Here is a 19,150-nt window from a genome sequence, read left to right as displayed (position 1 = left end):
GGGGGTCTGGGGGGCAAAGCCCCCCAGCCGGTCGACGTGCGCAGGCACGGCGAAGAAATTGCGGCCATGTTCCGCCCCAGGCTGGACCCACGGGACCGGGTCATCTCAGGCAGCCGAAAGGTAGGGCACCGGGTGTCAGACGCTTTCGATCCGCAGCGCTACCGGATCGCCCAGCACCACGCCGGTTTCGGCGATCGCCTCCATCGCCTCGTTCAGCGCGGCGCGCTGGGTCTTGTGGGTCACGATCAGCACCGGCGCGGCCTCGTCGGCATGGCCATACTGGCGCATCCGGTCGATCGACACGCCCGAAGCCCCCAGCACGGTGGCCACCTTGGCCAGCGCACCCGGTTTGTCCTGCAGCGTCATGCGCAGGTAATAGGGCGCGGGCGTCGCGCTTTGGGCGGGCGTGGCTTCGGTCAGCGTGCTGGCCGGCTGGCCGAAGGTCGACACCCGCAGGCCACGCGCGATGTCCATCACGTCGCCCATCACCGCGCTGGCAGTCGGGCCTTCGCCGGCGCCGGGGCCGCGCAACACCACCTGTTCCACCGCGTCGCCCTCGATCACCACCATGTTGGTGCCGCCCTCGAGCTGGCCCAGCGGCGAGGACGCCGGCACCAGACAGGGCGACATCCGCTGCTCAAGCCCGCGTCCGGTCATCTGGGCAACGCCCAGAAGCTTGATGCGATAGCCCATGTCGGCGGCGGCACGGATGTCCTCGATCAGGATGCGGCCGATGCCTTCCAGTTCGACCGCGCCGAAGTTGACCTGCGTGCCGAAGGCGATGGCCGACAAGATCGCCAGCTTGTGGCCGGCGTCGATGCCCCCCACGTCAAGCTCGGGGTCGGCCTCGAGATAACCCAGCTTGTCGGCCTCGTCGAAAACCGTGTCATAGGGCAGGCCGGCGCTCTCCATCCGGGTCAGGATGTAGTTGCAGGTGCCGTTCATCACCCCCAGCACGCGCGTCACCTCGTTGCCGGCAAGGCCCTCGGTCAGCGACTTGACCACCGGGATGCCGCCCGCGACAGCGGCCTCGAACCGCAGCACCCGGCCATTGTCCTCGGCCAGCTGCGCGAGGTCCTGACCGTGCAGCGCCAGCATCGCCTTGTTGGCGGTGACCACGTCCTTGCCGGCCTTCAGCGCAGCCTCGGTCGCGGCCTTGGCGGGGCCGTCGGGGCCGCCCATCAGCTCGACGAAGACATCGACATCGTCGCGAGTGGCCAGCGCGACGGGATCGTCCTCCCAGTCGTAATGGCTGAGGTTCACGCCGCGGTCCTTGTCGCGAGTGCGGGCCGATACCGCGGAGATCTCGATCTTGCGCCCCGCGCGTGCCGCCAGCAGGTGCGCCTTTTGCCGCACGATGCGGACGGTGCCGGTGCCGACCGTGCCGAGCCCGGCAATTCCGAGGCGCAAGGGTGTGGTCATGGACGGGTCCTCCGGCAACAGATGCATGTTGGTGCCGCGATGTAGCGGCAAGCGGAGCGGCGTGCAATGGCGGGCAGGGTGGAATGGGGAATTAGGGTGGCGAGCGTTCGTGGTGCCTCCGTCCCGGATCAGGTCCGGGACGCGGGCGCTTCCGGCGGCACCCTCACCGGACCCCGCGCGCCATCCGCGCCCGTGTTGCCTGGTCCACCACCGGCCCGCCCAGCCGTGCGGCGCGGGCCTCCAGCGCCCGGATACGCGCCAGCAGCGAGGCCTCGACCGTCAGGGTCTCGGAACTGGCCGGGATCGCCCGCAGTTCCTGCGCGGTCAGCAGGCGGGGATAGGCCGCAGCCTCGACGCCCGGTCCCTCGGCGGTGGTAAGGTCCGGAAAGTCGGAACACCCGGCCAGGGCAATGCATAGGCTGTACCGGATCAGGCGCATGACGGCTCCGAAAATAGGACGTGTCCCGTTGTGACCGATGCGGTCGCGCAGGGCAAGGATTGGCAATTGATTTGAACAAATGTTCAGTTCTATTATGTGGCATGGCACGCACACAAGGTTCACACTCCGGCATCACCGGCCCTCGCATCCTCGACGCGGCAGAGAAACTTTTTGCCCGGCACGGCTTCGCAGCGGTCTCGATGCGGCAGATCGCCGGCGAGGTCGGCGTACAGGCCGGCGCCCTCTACAATTACACGCCCGACAAGCAGACCCTGCTGTTTTCGCTGCTCAAGGGGCACATGGACGACCTGCTCGAAGCCTGGGCGAAGGAGCCGCGCGAACAGGACGTGCTGCGCCGGTTGCGGACCTTCACCCGATTTCACATCCGCTTCAACGTCGAGCGCCCGGCGGCGATCTTCATCTCCTACATGGAGCTGCGCAACCTCGAGCCCGAGAATTTCGCGGTGATTGAAAGCTTGCGGCGAACCTACGAGAACGAGCTGGAATCGATCCTGCGCGCCGGCGTGGCCGAGGGCCGGTTCGAAGTGCCGGACCCGAAGATCGCCACCATGGCGGTGATCGCCATGCTGACGGGCGTGAACACCTGGTATCGCGCTGCCGGGCGGCTGACGCTGGACGAGGTGCAGGAGATCTACTGGGACATGGTGCGCCGCACGGTGGGGGCCGCCGACGTCACCCGGTAGGCCGGGCTTCAGCCCGGCACGGCCATCGCCGGGCTGAAGCCCGGCCTACAGCACAGAACGAGGTCAGCGCCTCACGTGCCCCGCCGCTTGGCCCGCAGGGTCGGGTCGGCCTCGCGCGGGTCTTCCGGCCAGGGGTGGCGCGGATAGCGGCCGCGCATGTCGCGGCGCACGTCGGCATAGGAGGTTTCCCAAAAGCCGGGGATGTCCATCGTCGTTTGCACCGGGCGCTGCGCCGGGGACAGCAGTGTGACCCGCAGCGGCTGTCCGGCCACCGTGGGATGCTGAGTCTGGCCGAACATCTCTTGCAGGCGCAGGGTGATCTCGGGGTGCTCGCCGGAATAGTCGATGGGGATCTTGCGGCCCAGAGGCGTGGTGAAGGCCGCGGGCACCGCGCGGTCCAGCGCCTGCTGCTGGTCCCAGCTCAGCCGCGCCAGCAGGGCGTCATGGATGTCGAAGCCCTTCCACTGCTCGGCGGTCTTCACACCGGTGAGGTAGGGCAGCAGCCAGTCGTCCAGCGTCTCCATCAGTGCCGAGTCAGAGGCATCGGGCATGTCGAGCCCGCCGGCCCGCGCCACGGCGATCCGCGCCCGCAGACGCGCCGCCCCCTTCGACACCTTGAGCCCGAGATCGCGGACCCCGTCCAGCATCGCCCGGGCCACCGCATCGGCAGGGACGTCCTTCCAGATGCGGTCCTGAAGCACCACCTGTCCCAAGCCTTCCTGCTGCCGGGCCACCACCCGACGGTCGCGCCGCGACCACGCGCAGACGTCCCGCCAGCCGATCTGTTTGGCGAAAAGCGCCCGAACTTCCGGCTCGGTGATCGGCATCGCCTGGCGGATGCGGGCCTCGCGCGGGTTGCCGTCGGTGTCGGTGACGACGATCAGGCGCTGACCGGCCAGCGGGTCGGCCTCGTCCATGACCGCGCCCTTGCCGCCCGAGAGCACGTAGCGCGGGGCGTCGCCCTTGCGCCGCAGGCCGATGCGGTCGGGATAGGCCAGCGCGGCCATCTGGGCGGCACTCCATGGGGCCGTCGAGGCGGGCGCCTGTCGCCCCAGCCGTTTCGCCTCTTGCCGGATTCGGTCGAGGGCAGGGCGGTTCACCTCATAGGGGCGCCGGGCGCGAAATCCCTTGGCGTCGCGCAGGGCCTCGAGCCTGAGCGACAGGTCCACCGGTGCACCGCGCAGCGGATCGCGGTCGGCCAGCAGCGCGGCCAGCGGCGCGGCCTCCGGTCCGGCCTCGGCCAGCATATGCGCCAGACGCGGATGCAGCGGCAGCGCGGCCAGCCTGCGGCCGTGCGGTGTGATGCGGCAGTCGTGGTCCAGCGCGCCCAGCATCCTCAGCAGGGCCTGTGCTTCGGCCCAGCTTCCGGGATTGGGCGGTGTCAGCAGCGACATATCCTCGACCGCGCCGCCCCAGAGCGCCAGTTCCAGCGCCAGCCCCGCAAGGTCGGCCACCTCGATCTCGGCGGGGGCGAAGGCGGGCAGTGCGCCCTCTTCGCCGCGTGTCCAGAGCCGGTAGCAGGTGCCTGGGGCCACCCGCCCGGCACGACCGGCGCGCTGCGTGGCCTCGGCGCGGCTGACCTTTTCGGTCACCAGCCGGGACATGCCGGAACCGGGATCGAACCGGGCGCGGCGCGCGCGGCCGGCGTCAACCACCACGCGGATGTCCTCGATGGTCAGTGAGGTCTCGGCGATCGAGGTGGCCAGCACCACCTTGCGGCCCTGCGCCTCGGGCCGGATCGCGGCGCGCTGCTGGTGAAAGGGCAGGGCGCCATAAAGCGGGCGGATGTGGCACTCCGCCCCGAGCCGCCCCTGCAACAGGCCCTCGCAGCGCCGGATCTCGCCTTCGCCGGGAAGGAAGACCAGCACGCCGCCGTCGGTCTCCGCGACCGCCTGCGCCACAAGGTCGGCGCAAGCCTCGGCGATCCGGGCCTTCGGCGCCAGCGGCTTCGGCAGCCAGCGGGTCTCGACCGGAAAGCTGCGCCCTTCCGATGTCACCACCGGGGCATTGCCAATCAGCTCGGCCACCGGCCCTGCGTCCAATGTCGCCGACATCACCACCAGCCGCAGGTCGTCGCGCAGCGCGCCCGCGATTTCGAGGCAGAGCGCCAGCCCGAGGTCCGCATTCAGCGACCGTTCGTGAAATTCGTCGAAGATCACCGCGCCGACGCCGGCAAGTTCGGCGTCGCTCTGAATCATCCGGGTCAGGATACCCTCGGTGACCACCTCGATCCGGGTCTTGCGGCTGACCTTGGCCTCGCCGCGGATGCGATAGCCCACCGTTTCGCCGGCCTGTTCGCCCAGCGTCTCGGCCATTCGTTCCGCCGCCGCCCGCGCGGCAAGCCGGCGCGGTTCCAGCATGACGATGCGGCCCGCGACCAGCCCGGCCTCGAGCAGGGCCAGAGGCACCCGCGTCGTCTTGCCCGCACCCGGCGGCGCCTGCAGGACCGCGCGGCCGTGCGCGGATACCGCCGCCAGTAGGTCCGGCAGCGCATCGTCGATGGGAAGGGGGGATCGGCGCGGGGTCACGCCCGCCTTATCGCCGAATGAGCAGCGCCCGTCCACGCAGAGTTTGCGCCTCGATCCGGCTCACCTTCCAGCGCTTGCCGTCGGGCGCATAGGACAGCGTGAACGAAAACTCGCGCCCCTCTTCCAGCTGACCCCTGGAAAAGCCGCCCTCGCGGATGTAGCGCCCCTTGCAGGTCACGATGTCGCTGCTCCGCCGCGCCCCGGACGTGACCATGCGCACCCGGCGCTGGCCATCGAAAGAGGTTACGTCGAGCTTGCAGAGATCATCTCCGGCGCGGTCGCGCAGCAACTGCCAGAAGGCCGTCATCGGATCGAGCGTGCCTTTCTGCGTCGCCGGGTCCAGCCAGTGATCCTTGCGCTTGTCATTGCCCTGCGGCACCGGCACGCCGCCCTGATACCGGATCTCGGTGTCGTCGTCGCGCTTCGACGAGCGCACCTTTTCGGTGTAGACCGCAGGCTGATACCGGTTGCCCGCGACCGCGCCCTTGACCGAGGTTTCATAGCGGAAATCCGCGAATGCGGCGATCAGGCCGGAGGAATTCACCCGGCCCGTCGCCGCATACTGCCCGCCTTCCTCTGTCATGCCGTAGGTCAATTCGCCGGCCTTGAGCCCCAGCACGTAGACGTCGAAGCGCCCGTTTTCGCGCAGCGGTTCAGCCGCCGTTGCCTGGGACACCGCCAGCCCGAATGTCAGCCCGACGGCGAATAGAAGGGTCCTCATCTGCTGCCCGATCCTGCTCTGCCTGAATGGATTGCCCGAGGCGTGATACCCCGTTGCTCTGGACTACAGAGCCAGCGGAGTGCAGAAAACGCCAGACAGGGGCGACGGCCGGGCGGCGACGCGCGGGACCTTGCCCAAAGCCGGGCCGTGGTTGTGCGGAAACATGCCGGTGGCGAAAATGTGAGGGGCGGATGGACATCACGGGGCTTGCAGAGCGCATCATCGCGGGCGAACGGCGCGCGCTGGCACGGGCGATCACGCTGATCGAAAGCGGGCGCGAGGATCACCGGGCCAAGGCGACCGAACTGATGGAGGCGCTGCGCGGGGCCGACCGGCAGGCGCTGCGAATCGGGCTTTCGGGGACACCGGGGGTGGGCAAGTCCACCTTCATCGAAAGCTTCGGGCTGATGCTGACCGCGCAGGGCAAGCGCGTCGCGGTGCTGGCGGTCGATCCGTCCTCGGCGCGGTCGGGAGGGTCGATCCTTGGTGACAAGACCCGGATGGAGCATCTGAGCCGCGATCCCAACGCCTTCATCCGGCCGTCGCCCAGCCAGACCCACCTTGGCGGCGTGGCGCGGCGCACGCGTGAAGCGGTGGCGCTTTGCGAAGCGGCGGGCTTCGACGTCGTGCTGATCGAGACCGTGGGCGTAGGCCAGTCCGAGACGGTGGTGGCCGAAATGTCGGATCTCTTCCTGCTGCTGCTGGCGCCCGCCGGCGGCGACGAATTGCAGGGCGTCAAGCGCGGCATCATGGAGATGGCAGACCTGATATTGGTCAACAAGGCCGATGGCGACCTGAAGCCCACCGCGATCCGCACCTGCTCCGACTATGCCGGCGCGTTGCGGCTGCTGCGCAAGCGCCCGCAGGACCCCGAGGGCTTTCCCAAGGCGCTGACGGTTTCGGCGCTGGAAGAGCAGGGCCTGCAGGCCGCCTGGGACGAAATGCAGACGCTGGCCGAATGGCGCCGAAGCCACGGCCATTTCGACGGCCGCCGCGCCGAGCAGGCCCGCTACTGGTTTGCCGAGGAGGTGCGTCAGGCGCTGCTGGCGCGGCTGGACACGCCTGACGCCCGCGCCGCGATGGACCACCTGTCCGAGCAGGTGGCGACGGGTGAGACCACCCCGGCGCTGGCCGCCCGCGAATTGCTGTCGCAGCACCTGGGGTCATGACGCCCGAGCGTCTCTTTGACGGCGATCTGATCCGCGCGACGGTCTTCAACCCGGGGCAGGAGCGGCTGTTCGTCAGCTTCCGCCAGCGGCTTGACACGCCCGGCGCCTTTGCCGAACCGCGCCCGGTGCGCAGCTTCACCGGCAAGGGCATGACCCATCTGCACCTGCAGGCGCGCTGGAACGACTGGTACGTCAACAACGAGACCGAGGCGCTGGAAGCCGCGCTGTCCGACTTCGCCGAAGGCTTTACCCATGCCTGTGCCATGGGCTTCTCGATGGGCGGCTACGCGGCCCTGCGCTTTGCCGGGGCGCTGCGGCTGAGGCAGGTGATCGCGGTGTCGCCGCAGTATTCCATCGCGCCCGAACACGTCGGCTTTGATCGCCGTTACCGCGACTGCGCCAAGGGGTTCGACGCGGCGCTGGGCGATCTCTCGCGGCGGGGCACCGACCTGCAGGGCGTGATCCTCGCCGACCCGTTTCGCCCGCTCGATATCCGCAACGCCGAGATGATCTGCGCCGCCTTTCCTGCCTTGCGGATCGCGCGCCTCGCCGCCGGCGGACACCCCGCGACCGGCGTGCTGGGCGAAGGTGGCCGATTCCCGAAGCTGCAGGCCCAATTGACCAAGCGGAGGGTACCGTTGCGCCGGGTCATCATGTTGCACCGCAACGCGCGCCGGGGCAGCGCAAAATACTGGCGTCATCTGGCGGCGCAGGCCCGCAAATCCGGCCGCGCGACCCTTGCCGCCACCGCCGAGGCGCGCCTTGCGGCCCTGGGCGAAAACCCCGGCGTAACATCACCATCAGCCCCTTGACGATCCCTCGTTCGGCGCGTAATAGCCTGCAAACCAGATTCCGGGCGCCCGTGAGCGGCGCCCTTGATATTTGCGGGGCGCGTGCGGGCATAGGGTCCGATGTCCTGCACCAGAGACGAGGATGATCACATGTCGCGCCGCTGCGAACTGACCGGAAAAGGCCCGATGACTGGCAACAACGTCAGCCACGCCAACAACAAGACCAAACGTCGCTTCCTGCCGAACCTGAACGACGTGACCCTGCAGTCCGAAACCCTGAACCGCGGCATCAAGCTGCGGATCAGTGCGGCGGCCTTGCGGTCGGTGGATCACCGTGGCGGTCTGGACAAGTACCTCGCCAAGGCGAAGGACACCGAGCTTTCGGACAACGCGCTGAAAGTGAAGAAGGAAATCGCCAAGGCGCAGGCCGCCGAGGCGTAAGCCTTCACGATTTGCGGCAGTCTCGATGACAGCCCGACCCTCGCCGGCCCACCCGGCGGGGGTCTTTTGCTTTCTGCGCCCGGCAAGGTTTCCGCCTGTGCGTCAATCTCATAAATTCCAGCGAGTTACGCTGCGTTCTTCATCGAATCTATGCGGACGTATAGCAGCGTTTACCTTATGAGCTTTTGCGACGCTGCCGGGCGCGGGCTAGAACGTGATGGCTCGTCGAGTGATCCGTTTCGCGGCACCACCCCTGGAGCGGTCCAAGGCCAGAACGGTCGAGCCATTCCCTGCTCCGGACCGGGTCACTCACGGCACTTCCTCTGGACACGCAGAGCGCGGGACAGGCTCATCCAGCCTGCCCGCGTTTTGTACAATTTGTACAAAAGTACCCCTGGTTTTGTACAAAAGCCCCCTGGCGGTTATTTCGCCTTTTGCGCGCCGATGTTGAGCGGCTTGCCGAGGTTGGAATTGGCGGTGGCGCTGACCTTGGGCTTTTCCTGCTTCGGCTTCTTGGCTTCGCGGTTGCCCTTGTTCTTGCTCTTGGACATTTGGTGATCTCCGATGGGTTGCCCTTGGCGGGAATCGCCGAGGGGTCGTCGCATCGTCAGGCGATCAGGGTTGCCCGCTGGGACGGGGCGATGATCCTTGGGAAGCGGCAGGGGGTGAGTCGTCTCACCAAGCCTGCGGAGTGCAATGTATGCTTGCGCGAGGTGTCCGGCAAGAGGGATGCTGTGGACCGTCCGGACTCCTGTGGGCGGTTCGGTGTGTCCCCGGCCCGGAATCAAGGCGAAGCCGCCGGGCCAGCGCCTGCCCGCCCCAACCGGGCTGGCGCTATGGGGAGGCTGGGTGGCAGGGTCTGAGCGATGCAGTTGAAGGCGGTATAAAGCGTGCCTCATGAGCGTTGCAGCGCCATCCCGCGGGCAGGCGCTGGGCCAATCAAATACAACGAGCCTTGACTTGTTATATAACAGATATTATATAACAAGCATCCGATGACGGACTATCATCGGACAAACCTAGAGTTCGATTTCAGATCGAACTCCTCACTGGAGCATTAGGAGCAACACATGATGTGCAGAAAAAGAGGACAACTCGCGATCAGAGAGCAGGCCGCCCTGGCCTGGCGCTAGTATGATCGCTGTTGGGCAATTCCAAGAAGAAGTTCTGAGGGCCGTGAGGTGCCTCGGGAGCCAAGCATATGGGATGAAAATCCGTAACTTCTTGGAAGAAAAATCAAAAGACAGGGCTATTCATATGCCACAAGTTTACGCAGCGCTGAGCCGCCTTGAAGCTCTAGGGTTGGTGAACTCGCATCTGGATAGTCAGGGTTCTGCAGGCCGTAGAGGCCGTACGCGTCGCATATACGAAATTAATGCGCACGGCCTGCAGTTGATCAATGCACGCGGACGGCACTCTCAAGGCGGAGGGCCAAAGGAGCCCGACCTTTATGCGGAGAGCGAAGCGCCCGCCACGGCCTAAAAAGTGGACGATGGTTGTTATTGGAAGCTGTAAGTTTCTACATGATGATCGGGACGAAATCCTCTTGAACTTCCGCGCGGAGTATCGAGAGAAGTTGAAGGTCGGTCGGCGGCGCGCTGATCATTTTGCTAAGGCAGAGGCTTTGCGAATGCTCCTAGCAACCACAAAGGAACTTTGTGTTAGGCTGGGAATAATTGGGAAGCAGATCTGGCTTGGATGACATTGCGCGGGCGAGGATCGGAGTAGTCAAAAAGGCCAGACGTAAAGTCTGGCCTTTTTTAGACATCCAACTCCTCAACGAACTTCGCATTCGCCTGGATATACTCGAAGCGTTTCTCCGGCTTCTTGCCCATCAGACGCTCCACCAGATCGCCGGTCTCGCCGGGTTCGTCCTCGTCTATGGAGACGCGGATCAGTTTGCGCGTCGCCGGGTTCATGGTGGTGTCCTTGAGGTCCTTGGCGTCCATCTCGCCCAGGCCCTTGAAGCGTGACACCGCGATCTGGCCCTTGCCGCCGAGACCTTTCTCCATCCAGATGTCGCGCTCGCGTTCGTCGAGGCAGTAGACGCGTTTCGCGCCTTGCGTCAGGCGGAACAGCGGCGGGCAGGCGAGGTAGAGGTGGCCGGCGTCGATCATCGGGCGCATCTGGGTGAAGAAGAAGGTCATCAAAAGCGCCGCGATATGCGCGCCGTCGACGTCGGCGTCCGTCATGATGATGATCTTTTCGTAACGAAGATCGTCGATGTTGAAGCGCGTGCCGAGACCGACGCCAAGCGCCTGCGTCAGGTCGGAGATCTCGGCGTTGGACCCGAGCTTGGAGGAGGCAGCCCCCAGAACGTTCAGGATCTTGCCGCGCAGGGGCAGCAGAGCCTGGGTCTTGCGGTCGCGGGCCATCTTGGCGGAGCCGCCGGCGCTGTCGCCTTCGACGATGAACAGTTCCGTGCCCTCGCGCGAGGTGGCGGAGCAGTCGACCAGCTTGCCGGGCAGGCGCAGCTTCTTGGTGGCGGTCTTGCGGGCGGTCTCTTTTTCCTGACGGCGGCGGAGGCGTTCCTCGGCGCGGAGCACGAGGAAATCGAGGATGGCGCCGGCGCTTTTGGTGTCGGAGGTCAGCCAGTGGTCGAAGTGGTCGCGGACCGCGCCTTCGACCAGTTTCGAGGCCTCGGTGGTGGCGAGGCGGTCCTTGGTCTGGCCGACGAACTCCGGCTCGCGGATGAAGCACGACACCATGGCGCAGCCGCCGGTCATCAGGTCGTCGCGGGTGATCTGCGCGGCCTTGCGGTTGTTGGACAGCTCGCCATAGGCGCGGATGCCCTTGAGGATCGCGGCCCAGAAGCCGGCCTCGTGGGTGCCGCCCTCGGGCGTGGGGACGGTGTTGCAGTAGGAGTTGATGAAGCCGTCGCGCGAGGGGGTCCAGTTGATCGCCCATTCGACCTTGCCGGGGGTGCCGAACTTTTCGCGGAAATCGACCAGCCCGGCGAAGGGCTTGTCGGCGTAGGTGGAGGCGCTGCCCAGCGTTTCGGTCAGGTAGTCCGAGAGGCCGCCGGGAAAGTGGAAGGTGGCCTCGGTGGGGGTTTCGCCGTCGTCGATGGCGGATTTCCAGCGGATCTCGACGCCGGAGAAGAGGTAGGCCTTCGACCGCACCATCTTGAGCAGGCGGGCGGGCTTGAAGCGGTGCTTGCCGAAGATCTCCTCGTCAGCGTGGAAGGTGACGGTGGTGCCGCGCCGGTTGGGGGCGGCGCCGACCTTGGCGATCGGGCCGAGCGGGATGCCGCGCGAGAAGCGCTGTTCGTAGAGCTCCTTGTTGCGGGCGACCTGAACGACCATGCTATCGCTGAGCGCGTTGACCACCGAAGCGCCGACACCGTGCAGGCCGCCCGAGGTCTCGTATGCCTTGCCCGAGAACTTGCCGCCGGCGTGGAGGGTGCAGAGGATGACCTCCAAGGCGCTCTTGTCGGGGAACTTGGGGTGCGGGTCGATCGGGATGCCGCGGCCGTTGTCGCGGACTGTGAGGGCGTAGTCCTCGTGCAGTTCGACCTCGATGCGGTTGGCGTGGCCGGCGACGGCTTCGTCCATCGAGTTGTCGAGCACCTCGGCGACCATATGGTGCAGGGCGCGTTCGTCGGTGCCGCCGATATACATGCCGGGGCGTTTGCGGACCGGCTCCAACCCTTCCAGCACCTCGATGTGGCTGGCGTCGTAGTCGGAGTCGTTCACCGGGGTGAGGAGGTCGTCGGCCATGTCCACTGCTCTTTGTCTGCTCTTGATTGGCGGCAATTATGGCAGAGCGGGCGGGGCGGGGGAAGGGTGTGGATATCTTCGGCCCGGGCCTTGCGGATCGGGCGCGGATGGCCATGAATGCGGGCCTCAAGGGAGGAGATCGTCATGCGCATCGCGTTTACCGGAGGCAGCGGCAAGGCCGGCCGTCATATCGTTCCATGGCTGCGCGAGCGGGGGCACCGGGTGCTGAACCTCGATGTCGCGGCACCGCAGGAGCAGGACAACCTGTCGGTGGACCTGACCGACAGCGGGCAGGTGTTCAACGCGCTGTCGAGCCTCTCGGGCTTTGATGAACTGGACTTGCCGGAAAAGCCCCGGTTCGACGCGGTGGTGCATTTCGCGGCGCTGGCGCGGATCCTGATCCGGCCCGACAACGAGACCTTTCGCGTCAATACGCTGTCGACCTACAACGTCATGGAAGCGGCGGTGAAGCTGGGAATTCCCAAGGTGATCTTCGCGTCGTCGGAGACCACCTATGGCGTCTGTTTCGCGCAGGGCGAGGTGATGCCGGATTATCTGCCGGTGGACGAGGATCATCCGACGGTGCCGCAGGACAGCTATGCGATGTCGAAAGTCTGCAACGAGGCCTGCGGACGGTCGTTCCAGGCGCGGTCGGGGATCGATGTCTATGGCCTGCGCATCAACAACGTGATCGCGCCGGAAGAGTATGCCAGCGACTTCCCGGCCTTCATGAAGGAGCCGGAGCTGCGGCGGCGGAACATCTTCGGCTATATCGACGTCCGCGATCTGGGCCAGATGGTCGAGCGCTGCCTGATGACCGACGGGCTGGGCTATGAGGTCTTCAACGTGGCGAACGACGACCTGTCGGTGGGGCTGACCAACGCCGAGGTGCGCGCGCGGTTCTATCCCGGGGTGCCGGTCACGCACGAGATGGGCGAACACGAAACGATGTATTCCAATGCCAAGGCGAAGCGGATGCTGGGGTTTCAGCCCCGGCATTCATGGCGCGATGTGCTGGGATAAGGGGCGGCCCCTGATGCCCGTGGACCACACGGGCAGGGCGCGTCGATCCTGCGCTGGCGGCCCTGCCGTCACGGGAGGGTCCATTCTTTTTGCCAAGGGCCGCATAAGTGCTAGGCTCTTTTCAGCGAGAGGGAGGAGCGGACGCGAATCGCAGATAGTTTAGAGCTAAACTATCTGCCATGCGTCTGGTGCATGAAGGCTATGCGTCTGCGTGACTACGTGGCGGAAACCTCTTGTGCTAAAGCCTCCCCAGACTGTTGAAAGCCTGACGCCAGCAATGGCGCATGTCGGAACGCCGGCGCTACGGAGGAGTAGTTTAGGGCTAAACAATCGCGCGATGGTCCGCGCAAAGAGGGAAGAGGATATATGACCGACCAATCCCAAGACATCGACCCGATTGAATCCCAGGAATGGCAGGACGCCGTTCAGGATGTGATCGAACGCGACGGTGCGAACCGGGCGCATTTCCTGCTGGACAAGGCGGTGCAACAGGCTCGTGCAGCCGGGGCAACGCTGCCGTTTTCAGCCACCACGCCCTATCAGAACACCATCCCCGTCGACGATCAGTACGAGTTTCCCGGCGACATGGAGATGGAGTGGCGCATCCGGACCATCAACCGCTGGAACGCCATGGCGACGGTCGTGCGGCGCAACAAGGTCAGCAGCGAATACGGCGGCCACATCGCCAGCTTCGCGTCCTCGGCGGCGATGTACGACATCGGGCTGAACCATTTCTGGCGGTCGAAATCCGCGATCCACGGCGGCGACCTGGTGTTTTTCCAGGGCCACGTGATCCCCGGCATCTACGCCCGGTCCTTCATGGAAGGCCGGATCAGCGAGGAGCAGCTGGAGAATTTCCGGTCGGAAGTGAACGGCAACGGTCTGTCGTCCTATCCGCACCCCTGGCTGATGCCGGATTACTGGCAGTTCCCGACCGTCAGCATGGGGCTTGGCCCGCTGATGGCGATCTATCAGGCGCGGTTCATGAAATACATGCACAACCGCGGCCACATCGACATGGGCGATCGCAAGGTCTGGTGCTTCCTCGGTGACGGCGAGATGGACGAGCCGGAATCGATTGGCGCGATCCACCTGGCTGCGCGCGAAAAGCTGGACAACCTGATCTTCGTGGTCAACTGCAACCTGCAGCGGCTGGACGGTCCGGTGCGCGGCAACGGCAAGATCGTGCAGGAGCTGGAAGGCAACTTCCGCGGCTCGGGCTGGAACGTGATCAAGCTGCTCTGGGGCAAGGGCTGGGATCAGCTGCTGGAGAACGACACCACCGGCAAGCTGCGCCAGTTGATGGATGAAACCGTCGACGGCGATTACCAGACCTTCAAGTCGAAGGACGGCGCCTATATCCGCGAGCATTTCTTCGGCAAGTACCCGGAAACGGCGGCGCTGGTCGAGGACTGGACCGACGATCAGATCTGGGCGTTGCGCCGGGGCGGGCACGATCCGCAGAAGGTCTATACCGCGTTCAAGAAAGCGACCGAGACCAAGGGCCAGCCGACCTGCCTTCTGGTCAAGACGGTCAAGGGCCATGGCATGGGCTCGGCCGGTGAGGGGCAGAACACCACCCACCAGCAGAAGAAGATGAACGAGGAGCAGTTGCGGGCGTTCCGTGACCGGTTCCAGATTCCCGTCAGCGACGAGGATGTGGCGAAGGCGCCGTTCGTGGCGCTGAACAATTCGCAGAAGGCGTATCTGGCGGATCGCCGCAAGGCGCTGGGCGGGGCGTTTCCGAAGCGGACAAGCGATGCGCCGAAGCTGGAGATCCCGGAGCTTGCCAAGTTCAAGGGCCAGCTTGAGGGCACCGGCGAGCGCGAGATTTCCACCACGATGGCGTTCGTGCGCATCCTGACGACGCTTCTGCGCGACAAGAAGATCGGCAAGCAGGTGGTGCCGATCGTGCCGGATGAAAGCCGGACCTTCGGGATGGAGGGGCTGTTCCGCTCGGTGGGGATTTATAACCCGCTGGGGCAGAAATACACGCCTCAGGACGCCGACCAGATGTCCTATTACAAGGAATCGGAGTCGGGTCAGGTGCTTCAGGAAGGCATCAACGAGGCCGGCGCCATGGCCGACTGGATCGCGGCGGCGACGTCCTATTCCAACCACGGCGTGCCGATGATCCCGTTCTACATCTATTACTCGATGTTCGGGTTCCAGCGGATCGGCGACCTGGCCTGGGCCGCCGGCGACAGCCGGGCGCGCGGCTTCATGCTGGGCGGCACCGCTGGGCGGACCACGCTGAACGGCGAGGGGCTGCAGCACGAGGACGGCCACAGCCATATCCTGGCCTCGACCATCCCGAACTGCATCACCTATGACCCGACCTTCCAGTTCGAGGTTGCGGTGATCGTGCATCACGGACTTCAGCGGATGTTTGTCGATCAGGAGGACGTGTTCTTCTACCTGACCCTGATGAACGAGAACTACAGCCATCCCGACATGCCGATGGGCTGCGAGGAAGACATCATCAAGGGGCTCTACCGCTTCTCGAAGACCGAGAAACCGGGCGAGAAGCACGTAAATCTCATGGGTTCCGGGACGATCCTCGTGCAGGCGATGAAGGCGGCGGAGATGCTGAAGGAAGACTTCGGCGTGACCTCGGACATCTGGTCGGCCCCCAGCTTCAACGAGCTGGCCCGCGACATGCAGGACTGCCTGCGCCACAACCGGCTGAACCCGCTGAGCGAGGAAAAGGTGCCGTTCGTCACCGAGCAGCTGAGCAAGGCGCAGGGTCCGATCGTCGTCGCCACCGACTACATGAAGAACTATGCCGAGCAGATCCGCGCCGCGGTGCCGAACCGCTATACGGTGCTGGGGACGGACGGTTTCGGCCGCTCGGACAGCCGCGTGAACCTGCGGCGCTTCTTCGAGGTGGACGCCAATCACATCGCCGCCGCGGCCATGGTCGACCTCTACCGCGAAGGCGCGGTCAGCGAGGACGACGTGCAGAAGGCGCTGAAAAAATACGAAATCGACGGCGACAAGCCGAACCCGCGTCTGGTGTAAGCGGGAAGGAGGAACAGTATCATGGCAATTGAAGTAAATGTCCCCGATATCGGCGATTTTTCCGATGTCCCCGTCGTGTCGATCCTCGTGGAAGTGGGCGACACCGTCGCCGAGGAAGACCCGCTGCTGGAGCTTGAATCCGACAAGGCGACCATGGAGGTGCCGTCGCCGGCCGCCGGCAAGGTGAAGGAGATCAAGGTTTCCGAAGGCGACAAGGTGTCTGAAGGCACGCTGATCGTGGTGCTGGAGGGTGAGGCCGGCGGTGCCGGTGACGCGCCGAAGGAAGAGGCCAAATCCGAGGCGCCGAAGGCCGAGGCGCCTGCCGCTGGCGCCGTGCCTGCGCAATCGACCGCGCCGGCCCCCGCCGCCGTGACCGATGCAGGTTTCGGCAAGGCGCATGCCTCGCCGTCGGTGCGCGCCTTTGCCCGCCAGCTCGAGATCGACCTGGCCAAGGTCAACGGCACCGGGCGCAAGGGCCGCATCCTGCGCGAGGACGTGACCAAGTATCTGAAGTCGTCTTCCGCCCCGGCGGCGGCGGCCTCGGGCGGTGCACAGGGCGGCATGGGCATCCCGCCGATCCCCGCCGTGGACTTTTCGAAGTTCGGTCCGGTGGAAGAGGTGGAGATGAGCCGGATCAAGAAGATCTCGGGCCCCGCGCTGCACCGGTCTTGGCTGAACATCCCGCATGTCACCCACAACGACGAGGCCGACATCACCGAGCTGGACAAGTACCGCAAGGAGATGGACACGCAGGCCAAGGAAGAGGGCTATCGCGTCACGCTGCTGTCGTTTGTCATTAAGGCGTCGGTCTCTGCGCTGAAACAGCACTGGGAGTTCAATTCGTCGATCCATCCCGACGGCGACAAGCTGATCAAGAAGGATTTCTACAACATCGGCTTCGCCGCCGATACGCCCAACGGGCTGATGGTGCCGGTGATCAAGGACGCCGACCGAAAGGGGTTGGTGGAGATCTCGAAGGAGCTGATGGATCTGTCCAAGGCGGCACGCGAAGGCAACCTGAAGTCCAAGGACATGCAGGGCGCGACCTTCACCATCTCGTCGCTGGGCGGCATTGGCGGGACTTCGTTCACGCCGATCGTGAATGCGCCTGAAGTGGCGATCCTGGGCCTGACGCGGTCCAAGATGGCACCGGTCTGGAACGGCGAAGAGTTCAAGCCGCGCCTGATGCAGCCGCTGTCGCTGTCCTATGACCACCGTGCCGTCGATGGCGCGCTTGCCGCACGGTTCACCGTGACGCTCAAGACGCTGCTCGGCGATATGCGCAAGTTGATGTGGTAAGGAGAGGTGACGATGGAAGTCAAAGTACCCGATATCGGCGATTTCTCTGACGTGCCCGTGCTGACCGTGCTGGTCGCGGTGGGTGACACGGTGGCCGAGGAAGACCCGCTGATCGAACTGGAAAGCGACAAGGCGACGATGGAAGTGCCGTCGCCTGCCGCCGGCAAGGTGGTGGAGATCAAGGTCTCGGAAGGCGACAAGGTGTCCGAAGGGACCGTCATCATGGTGCTGGAAGGCGCCGATGACGGAAGCTCGGACGATGCGCCCAAGGAAGACGCGGGAGGTGCCGGATCAGGTCCGGCACAGGGCCGGTCTTCTCAGGCGGAGGCCCCGAAGGCGATCGAAGCCACGGGATCGGCGTCCGGCAAGGGCGACATCCATGCCGAGGTGGTTGTTCTGGGCTCCGGCCCCGGCGGCTATACGGCGGCTTTCCGCGCTGCCGACCTGGGCAAGAAGGTGGTGTTGATCGAGAAGTATCCGTCCTTGGGCGGGGTCTGCCTGAACGTCGGCTGCATCCCGTCGAAGGCGCTGCTTCACGTCGCCAAGGTGATCACCGAGGCCGAGGAGATGGGCGCGCATGGTGTGTCCTTCACCAGGCCCGAGATCGATCTGGACGAACTGCGGGCCTTCAAGGACAAGGTGGTCGGTCAGTTGACCGGCGGCCTGAAGGGCCTGTCGAAAGGCCGCAAGGTCGAGGTGGTGCAGGGCTACGGCAAGTTCACCGGGCCCAACATGATCGAGGTCGAGGGCGACGGTAACAAGAAGACCGTGTCCTTCGATCAGTGCATCATCGCCGCCGGGTCCGAGCCGGTGAACCTGCCGTTCATTCCGCATGACGACGAGCGGGTGATCGATTCCACCGGCGCGCTGGAACTGAAGGACATCCCCGAGCGGATGCTGGTTCTGGGCGGCGGCATCATCGGGCTGGAGATGGCCTGCGTCTATGACGCCTTGGGATCGAAGATCACGGTCGTCGAACTGATGGACCAGATTATTCCGGGTGCCGACAAGGACATCGTGAAGCCGCTGCACAAGCGGATCGAGGGCCGGTACGAGAACATCCTTCTGAAGACCAAGGTCACGGCGGTCGAGCCCGGCAAGAAGGGGCTGAAGGTCACTTTCGAGGACGAGAAGGGCAAGACCAGCACCGACACCTTCGACAAGATCCTCGTCGCGGTGGGCCGCAAGCCCAACGGCAAGCTGATCGACGCCGAGAAGGCGGGCGTGGCGGTCGATGACCGTGGCTTCATTGCCGTCGACGGGCAGCAGCGAACCGGGGTGAACCACATCTTCGCCATCGGTGACGTGGTGGGCCAGCCGATGCTGGCGCACAAGGCGGTGCACGAGGGCAAGGTCGCGGCCGAGGTCTGCGCCGGGCAGAACCGCTACTTCGACGCGCGGCTGATCCCCTCGGTGGCCTATACCGATCCGGAAGTGGCCTGGGCCGGGATGACCGAGACCGAGGCCAAGGCGCGCGGCATCGCCTATGAGAAGGGCGTCTTCCCCTGGGCGGCCTCGGGCAAGGCGTTGTCGAACGGGCGCAGCGAGGGCATGACCAAGCTGCTGTTCGATCCGGAAGACGACCGGGTGATCGGCGGGCTGATCGTAGGCACCAACGCCGGTGATCTGATCGCCGAGGTGGCGCTGGCAATCGAGATGGGCGCGGATGCGGTGGACCTCGGTCACACCATCCACCCGCACCCGACGCTGTCGGAGACGGTGAATTTCGCCGCCGAGATGTTCGAGGGCACGATCACCGACCTGATGCCGCCGAAGAAGCGGAAAAAGCACTGACCGGGATTTGGCCGGGGTGTGATCGAAACAAGGGAAGGACCGGGTGCAGCACCCGGTCCTTTTTGTCTGCGCGTGGCGA

At 65.4% G+C, this 19,150-nt stretch carries 15 protein-coding genes; 9 read left to right on the top strand and 6 right to left on the bottom strand.

Annotation, left to right across the window (positions count from 1 at the left end; translation table 11 throughout):
• Positions 1-135: 135 nt before the first annotated feature.
• Positions 136-1,422 (bottom strand): homoserine dehydrogenase, encoded by a 1,287-nt coding sequence (locus AC04PT_RS10535; protein ID WP_482873643.1) that lies wholly within the window; start codon positions 1,420-1,422, stop codon positions 136-138.
• Between the two features lie 163 nt (positions 1,423-1,585).
• A complete protein-coding gene (locus AC04PT_RS10530) occupies positions 1,586-1,861 on the bottom strand; it encodes a hypothetical protein (RefSeq protein ID WP_482873642.1) in 276 nt (91 codons plus the stop codon).
• 101 nt (positions 1,862-1,962) lie between these two features.
• Here AC04PT_RS10530 and AC04PT_RS10525 point away from each other — a divergent pair, with 101 nt between their 5' ends.
• Positions 1,963-2,565 (top strand): TetR/AcrR family transcriptional regulator, encoded by a 603-nt coding sequence (locus tag AC04PT_RS10525; RefSeq protein ID WP_482873641.1) that lies wholly within the window; start codon positions 1,963-1,965, stop codon positions 2,563-2,565.
• 71 nt (positions 2,566-2,636) lie between these two features.
• Here AC04PT_RS10525 and hrpB read toward each other — a convergent pair whose 3' ends face one another.
• Positions 2,637-5,093 carry an ATP-dependent helicase HrpB gene (gene hrpB, locus AC04PT_RS10520; RefSeq protein WP_482873640.1) on the bottom strand — a complete coding sequence of 819 codons (2,457 nt, stop codon included), beginning with the start codon at positions 5,091-5,093 and terminating at the stop codon, positions 2,637-2,639.
• Between the two features lie 7 nt (positions 5,094-5,100).
• Positions 5,101-5,814 carry a DUF3108 domain-containing protein gene (locus tag AC04PT_RS10515; RefSeq protein WP_482873639.1) on the bottom strand — a complete coding sequence of 238 codons (714 nt, stop codon included), beginning with the start codon at positions 5,812-5,814 and terminating at the stop codon, positions 5,101-5,103.
• A gap of 191 nt (positions 5,815-6,005) precedes the next feature.
• Between AC04PT_RS10515 and meaB the strand changes: the two genes are divergently transcribed.
• From meaB to rpmB, 3 genes are all read left to right on the top strand, one after another.
• Positions 6,006-6,983 (top strand): methylmalonyl Co-A mutase-associated GTPase MeaB, encoded by a 978-nt coding sequence (gene meaB / locus AC04PT_RS10510; RefSeq protein WP_482873638.1) that lies wholly within the window; start codon positions 6,006-6,008, stop codon positions 6,981-6,983.
• Entirely contained in the window at positions 6,980-7,795 is an 816-nt protein-coding gene (locus AC04PT_RS10505) for an alpha/beta fold hydrolase (protein WP_482873637.1), read from the top strand. The genes meaB and AC04PT_RS10505 overlap by 4 nt, the downstream gene beginning before the upstream one ends.
• Positions 7,796-7,924: 129 nt before the next feature.
• Positions 7,925-8,215 carry a 50S ribosomal protein L28 gene (gene rpmB, locus AC04PT_RS10500; protein ID WP_482873974.1) on the top strand — a complete coding sequence of 97 codons (291 nt, stop codon included), beginning with the start codon at positions 7,925-7,927 and terminating at the stop codon, positions 8,213-8,215.
• A 422-nt stretch (positions 8,216-8,637) separates the two neighbouring features.
• Here the strand turns inward: rpmB and AC04PT_RS10495 are convergent, their stop codons facing one another.
• Positions 8,638-8,766 (bottom strand): hypothetical protein, encoded by a 129-nt coding sequence (locus AC04PT_RS10495; RefSeq protein WP_482873636.1) that lies wholly within the window; start codon positions 8,764-8,766, stop codon positions 8,638-8,640.
• Between the two features lie 583 nt (positions 8,767-9,349).
• Between AC04PT_RS10495 and AC04PT_RS10490 the strand changes: the two genes are divergently transcribed.
• Positions 9,350-9,697 (top strand): PadR family transcriptional regulator, encoded by a 348-nt coding sequence (locus AC04PT_RS10490; protein ID WP_482873635.1) that lies wholly within the window; start codon positions 9,350-9,352, stop codon positions 9,695-9,697.
• A gap of 278 nt (positions 9,698-9,975) precedes the next feature.
• Here AC04PT_RS10490 and parE read toward each other — a convergent pair whose 3' ends face one another.
• Positions 9,976-11,934: a DNA topoisomerase IV subunit B gene (parE, locus tag AC04PT_RS10485; protein WP_482873634.1), complete on the bottom strand. Its 1,959-nt coding sequence runs from the start codon at positions 11,932-11,934 to the stop codon at positions 9,976-9,978.
• Between the two features lie 144 nt (positions 11,935-12,078).
• On the opposite strand from parE, the gene AC04PT_RS10480 reads away from it, so the two are divergent.
• The 4 genes from AC04PT_RS10480 (at position 12,079) to lpdA (ending at position 19,071) form a co-directional block, all read left to right on the top strand.
• A complete protein-coding gene (locus AC04PT_RS10480) occupies positions 12,079-12,957 on the top strand; it encodes an NAD-dependent epimerase/dehydratase family protein (RefSeq protein WP_482873633.1) in 879 nt (292 codons plus the stop codon).
• A 366-nt stretch (positions 12,958-13,323) separates the two neighbouring features.
• Positions 13,324-15,978, top strand: coding sequence for a pyruvate dehydrogenase (acetyl-transferring), homodimeric type (aceE, locus tag AC04PT_RS10475; RefSeq protein WP_482873632.1), 2,655 nt, complete (start codon positions 13,324-13,326; stop codon positions 15,976-15,978).
• Between the two features lie 21 nt (positions 15,979-15,999).
• Complete coding sequence (gene aceF / locus AC04PT_RS10470; RefSeq protein ID WP_482873631.1) at positions 16,000-17,277, top strand: dihydrolipoyllysine-residue acetyltransferase; 1,278 nt, start codon at positions 16,000-16,002, stop codon at positions 17,275-17,277.
• A gap of 12 nt (positions 17,278-17,289) precedes the next feature.
• A complete protein-coding gene (lpdA, locus tag AC04PT_RS10465) occupies positions 17,290-19,071 on the top strand; it encodes a dihydrolipoyl dehydrogenase (RefSeq protein WP_482873630.1) in 1,782 nt (593 codons plus the stop codon).
• Positions 19,072-19,150: the final 79 nt, after the last annotated feature.

The organism is Litorisediminivivens sp. KMU-197 (assembly GCF_056858395.1).
Note: the sequence above shows the minus strand (reverse complement) of the source record. Positions and strands in the feature narration are given on the sequence as shown.

Bases quoted from the DNA above. Each gene is read 5' to 3' on its own strand.
- AC04PT_RS10480 (WP_482873633.1), top strand. From the start codon at position 12,079: ATGCGCATCGCGTTTACCGGAGGCAGCGGCAAGGCCGGCCGTCATATC.
- AC04PT_RS10525 (WP_482873641.1), top strand. From the start codon at position 1,963: ATGGCACGCACACAAGGTTCACACTCCGGCATCACCGGCCCTCGCATC.
- parE (WP_482873634.1), bottom strand. From the start codon at position 11,934: ATGGCCGACGACCTCCTCACCCCGGTGAACGACTCCGACTACGACGCC.
- AC04PT_RS10515 (WP_482873639.1), bottom strand. From the start codon at position 5,814: ATGAGGACCCTTCTATTCGCCGTCGGGCTGACATTCGGGCTGGCGGTG.
- aceF (WP_482873631.1), top strand. From the start codon at position 16,000: ATGGCAATTGAAGTAAATGTCCCCGATATCGGCGATTTTTCCGATGTC.
- rpmB (WP_482873974.1), top strand. From the start codon at position 7,925: ATGTCGCGCCGCTGCGAACTGACCGGAAAAGGCCCGATGACTGGCAAC.
- lpdA (WP_482873630.1), top strand. From the start codon at position 17,290: ATGGAAGTCAAAGTACCCGATATCGGCGATTTCTCTGACGTGCCCGTG.
- AC04PT_RS10535 (WP_482873643.1), bottom strand. From the start codon at position 1,422: ATGACCACACCCTTGCGCCTCGGAATTGCCGGGCTCGGCACGGTCGGC.
- AC04PT_RS10505 (WP_482873637.1), top strand. From the start codon at position 6,980: ATGACGCCCGAGCGTCTCTTTGACGGCGATCTGATCCGCGCGACGGTC.
- meaB (WP_482873638.1), top strand. From the start codon at position 6,006: ATGGACATCACGGGGCTTGCAGAGCGCATCATCGCGGGCGAACGGCGC.
- AC04PT_RS10530 (WP_482873642.1), bottom strand. From the start codon at position 1,861: ATGCGCCTGATCCGGTACAGCCTATGCATTGCCCTGGCCGGGTGTTCC.
- aceE (WP_482873632.1), top strand. From the start codon at position 13,324: ATGACCGACCAATCCCAAGACATCGACCCGATTGAATCCCAGGAATGG.
- AC04PT_RS10495 (WP_482873636.1), bottom strand. From the start codon at position 8,766: ATGTCCAAGAGCAAGAACAAGGGCAACCGCGAAGCCAAGAAGCCGAAG.
- AC04PT_RS10490 (WP_482873635.1), top strand. From the start codon at position 9,350: ATGATCGCTGTTGGGCAATTCCAAGAAGAAGTTCTGAGGGCCGTGAGG.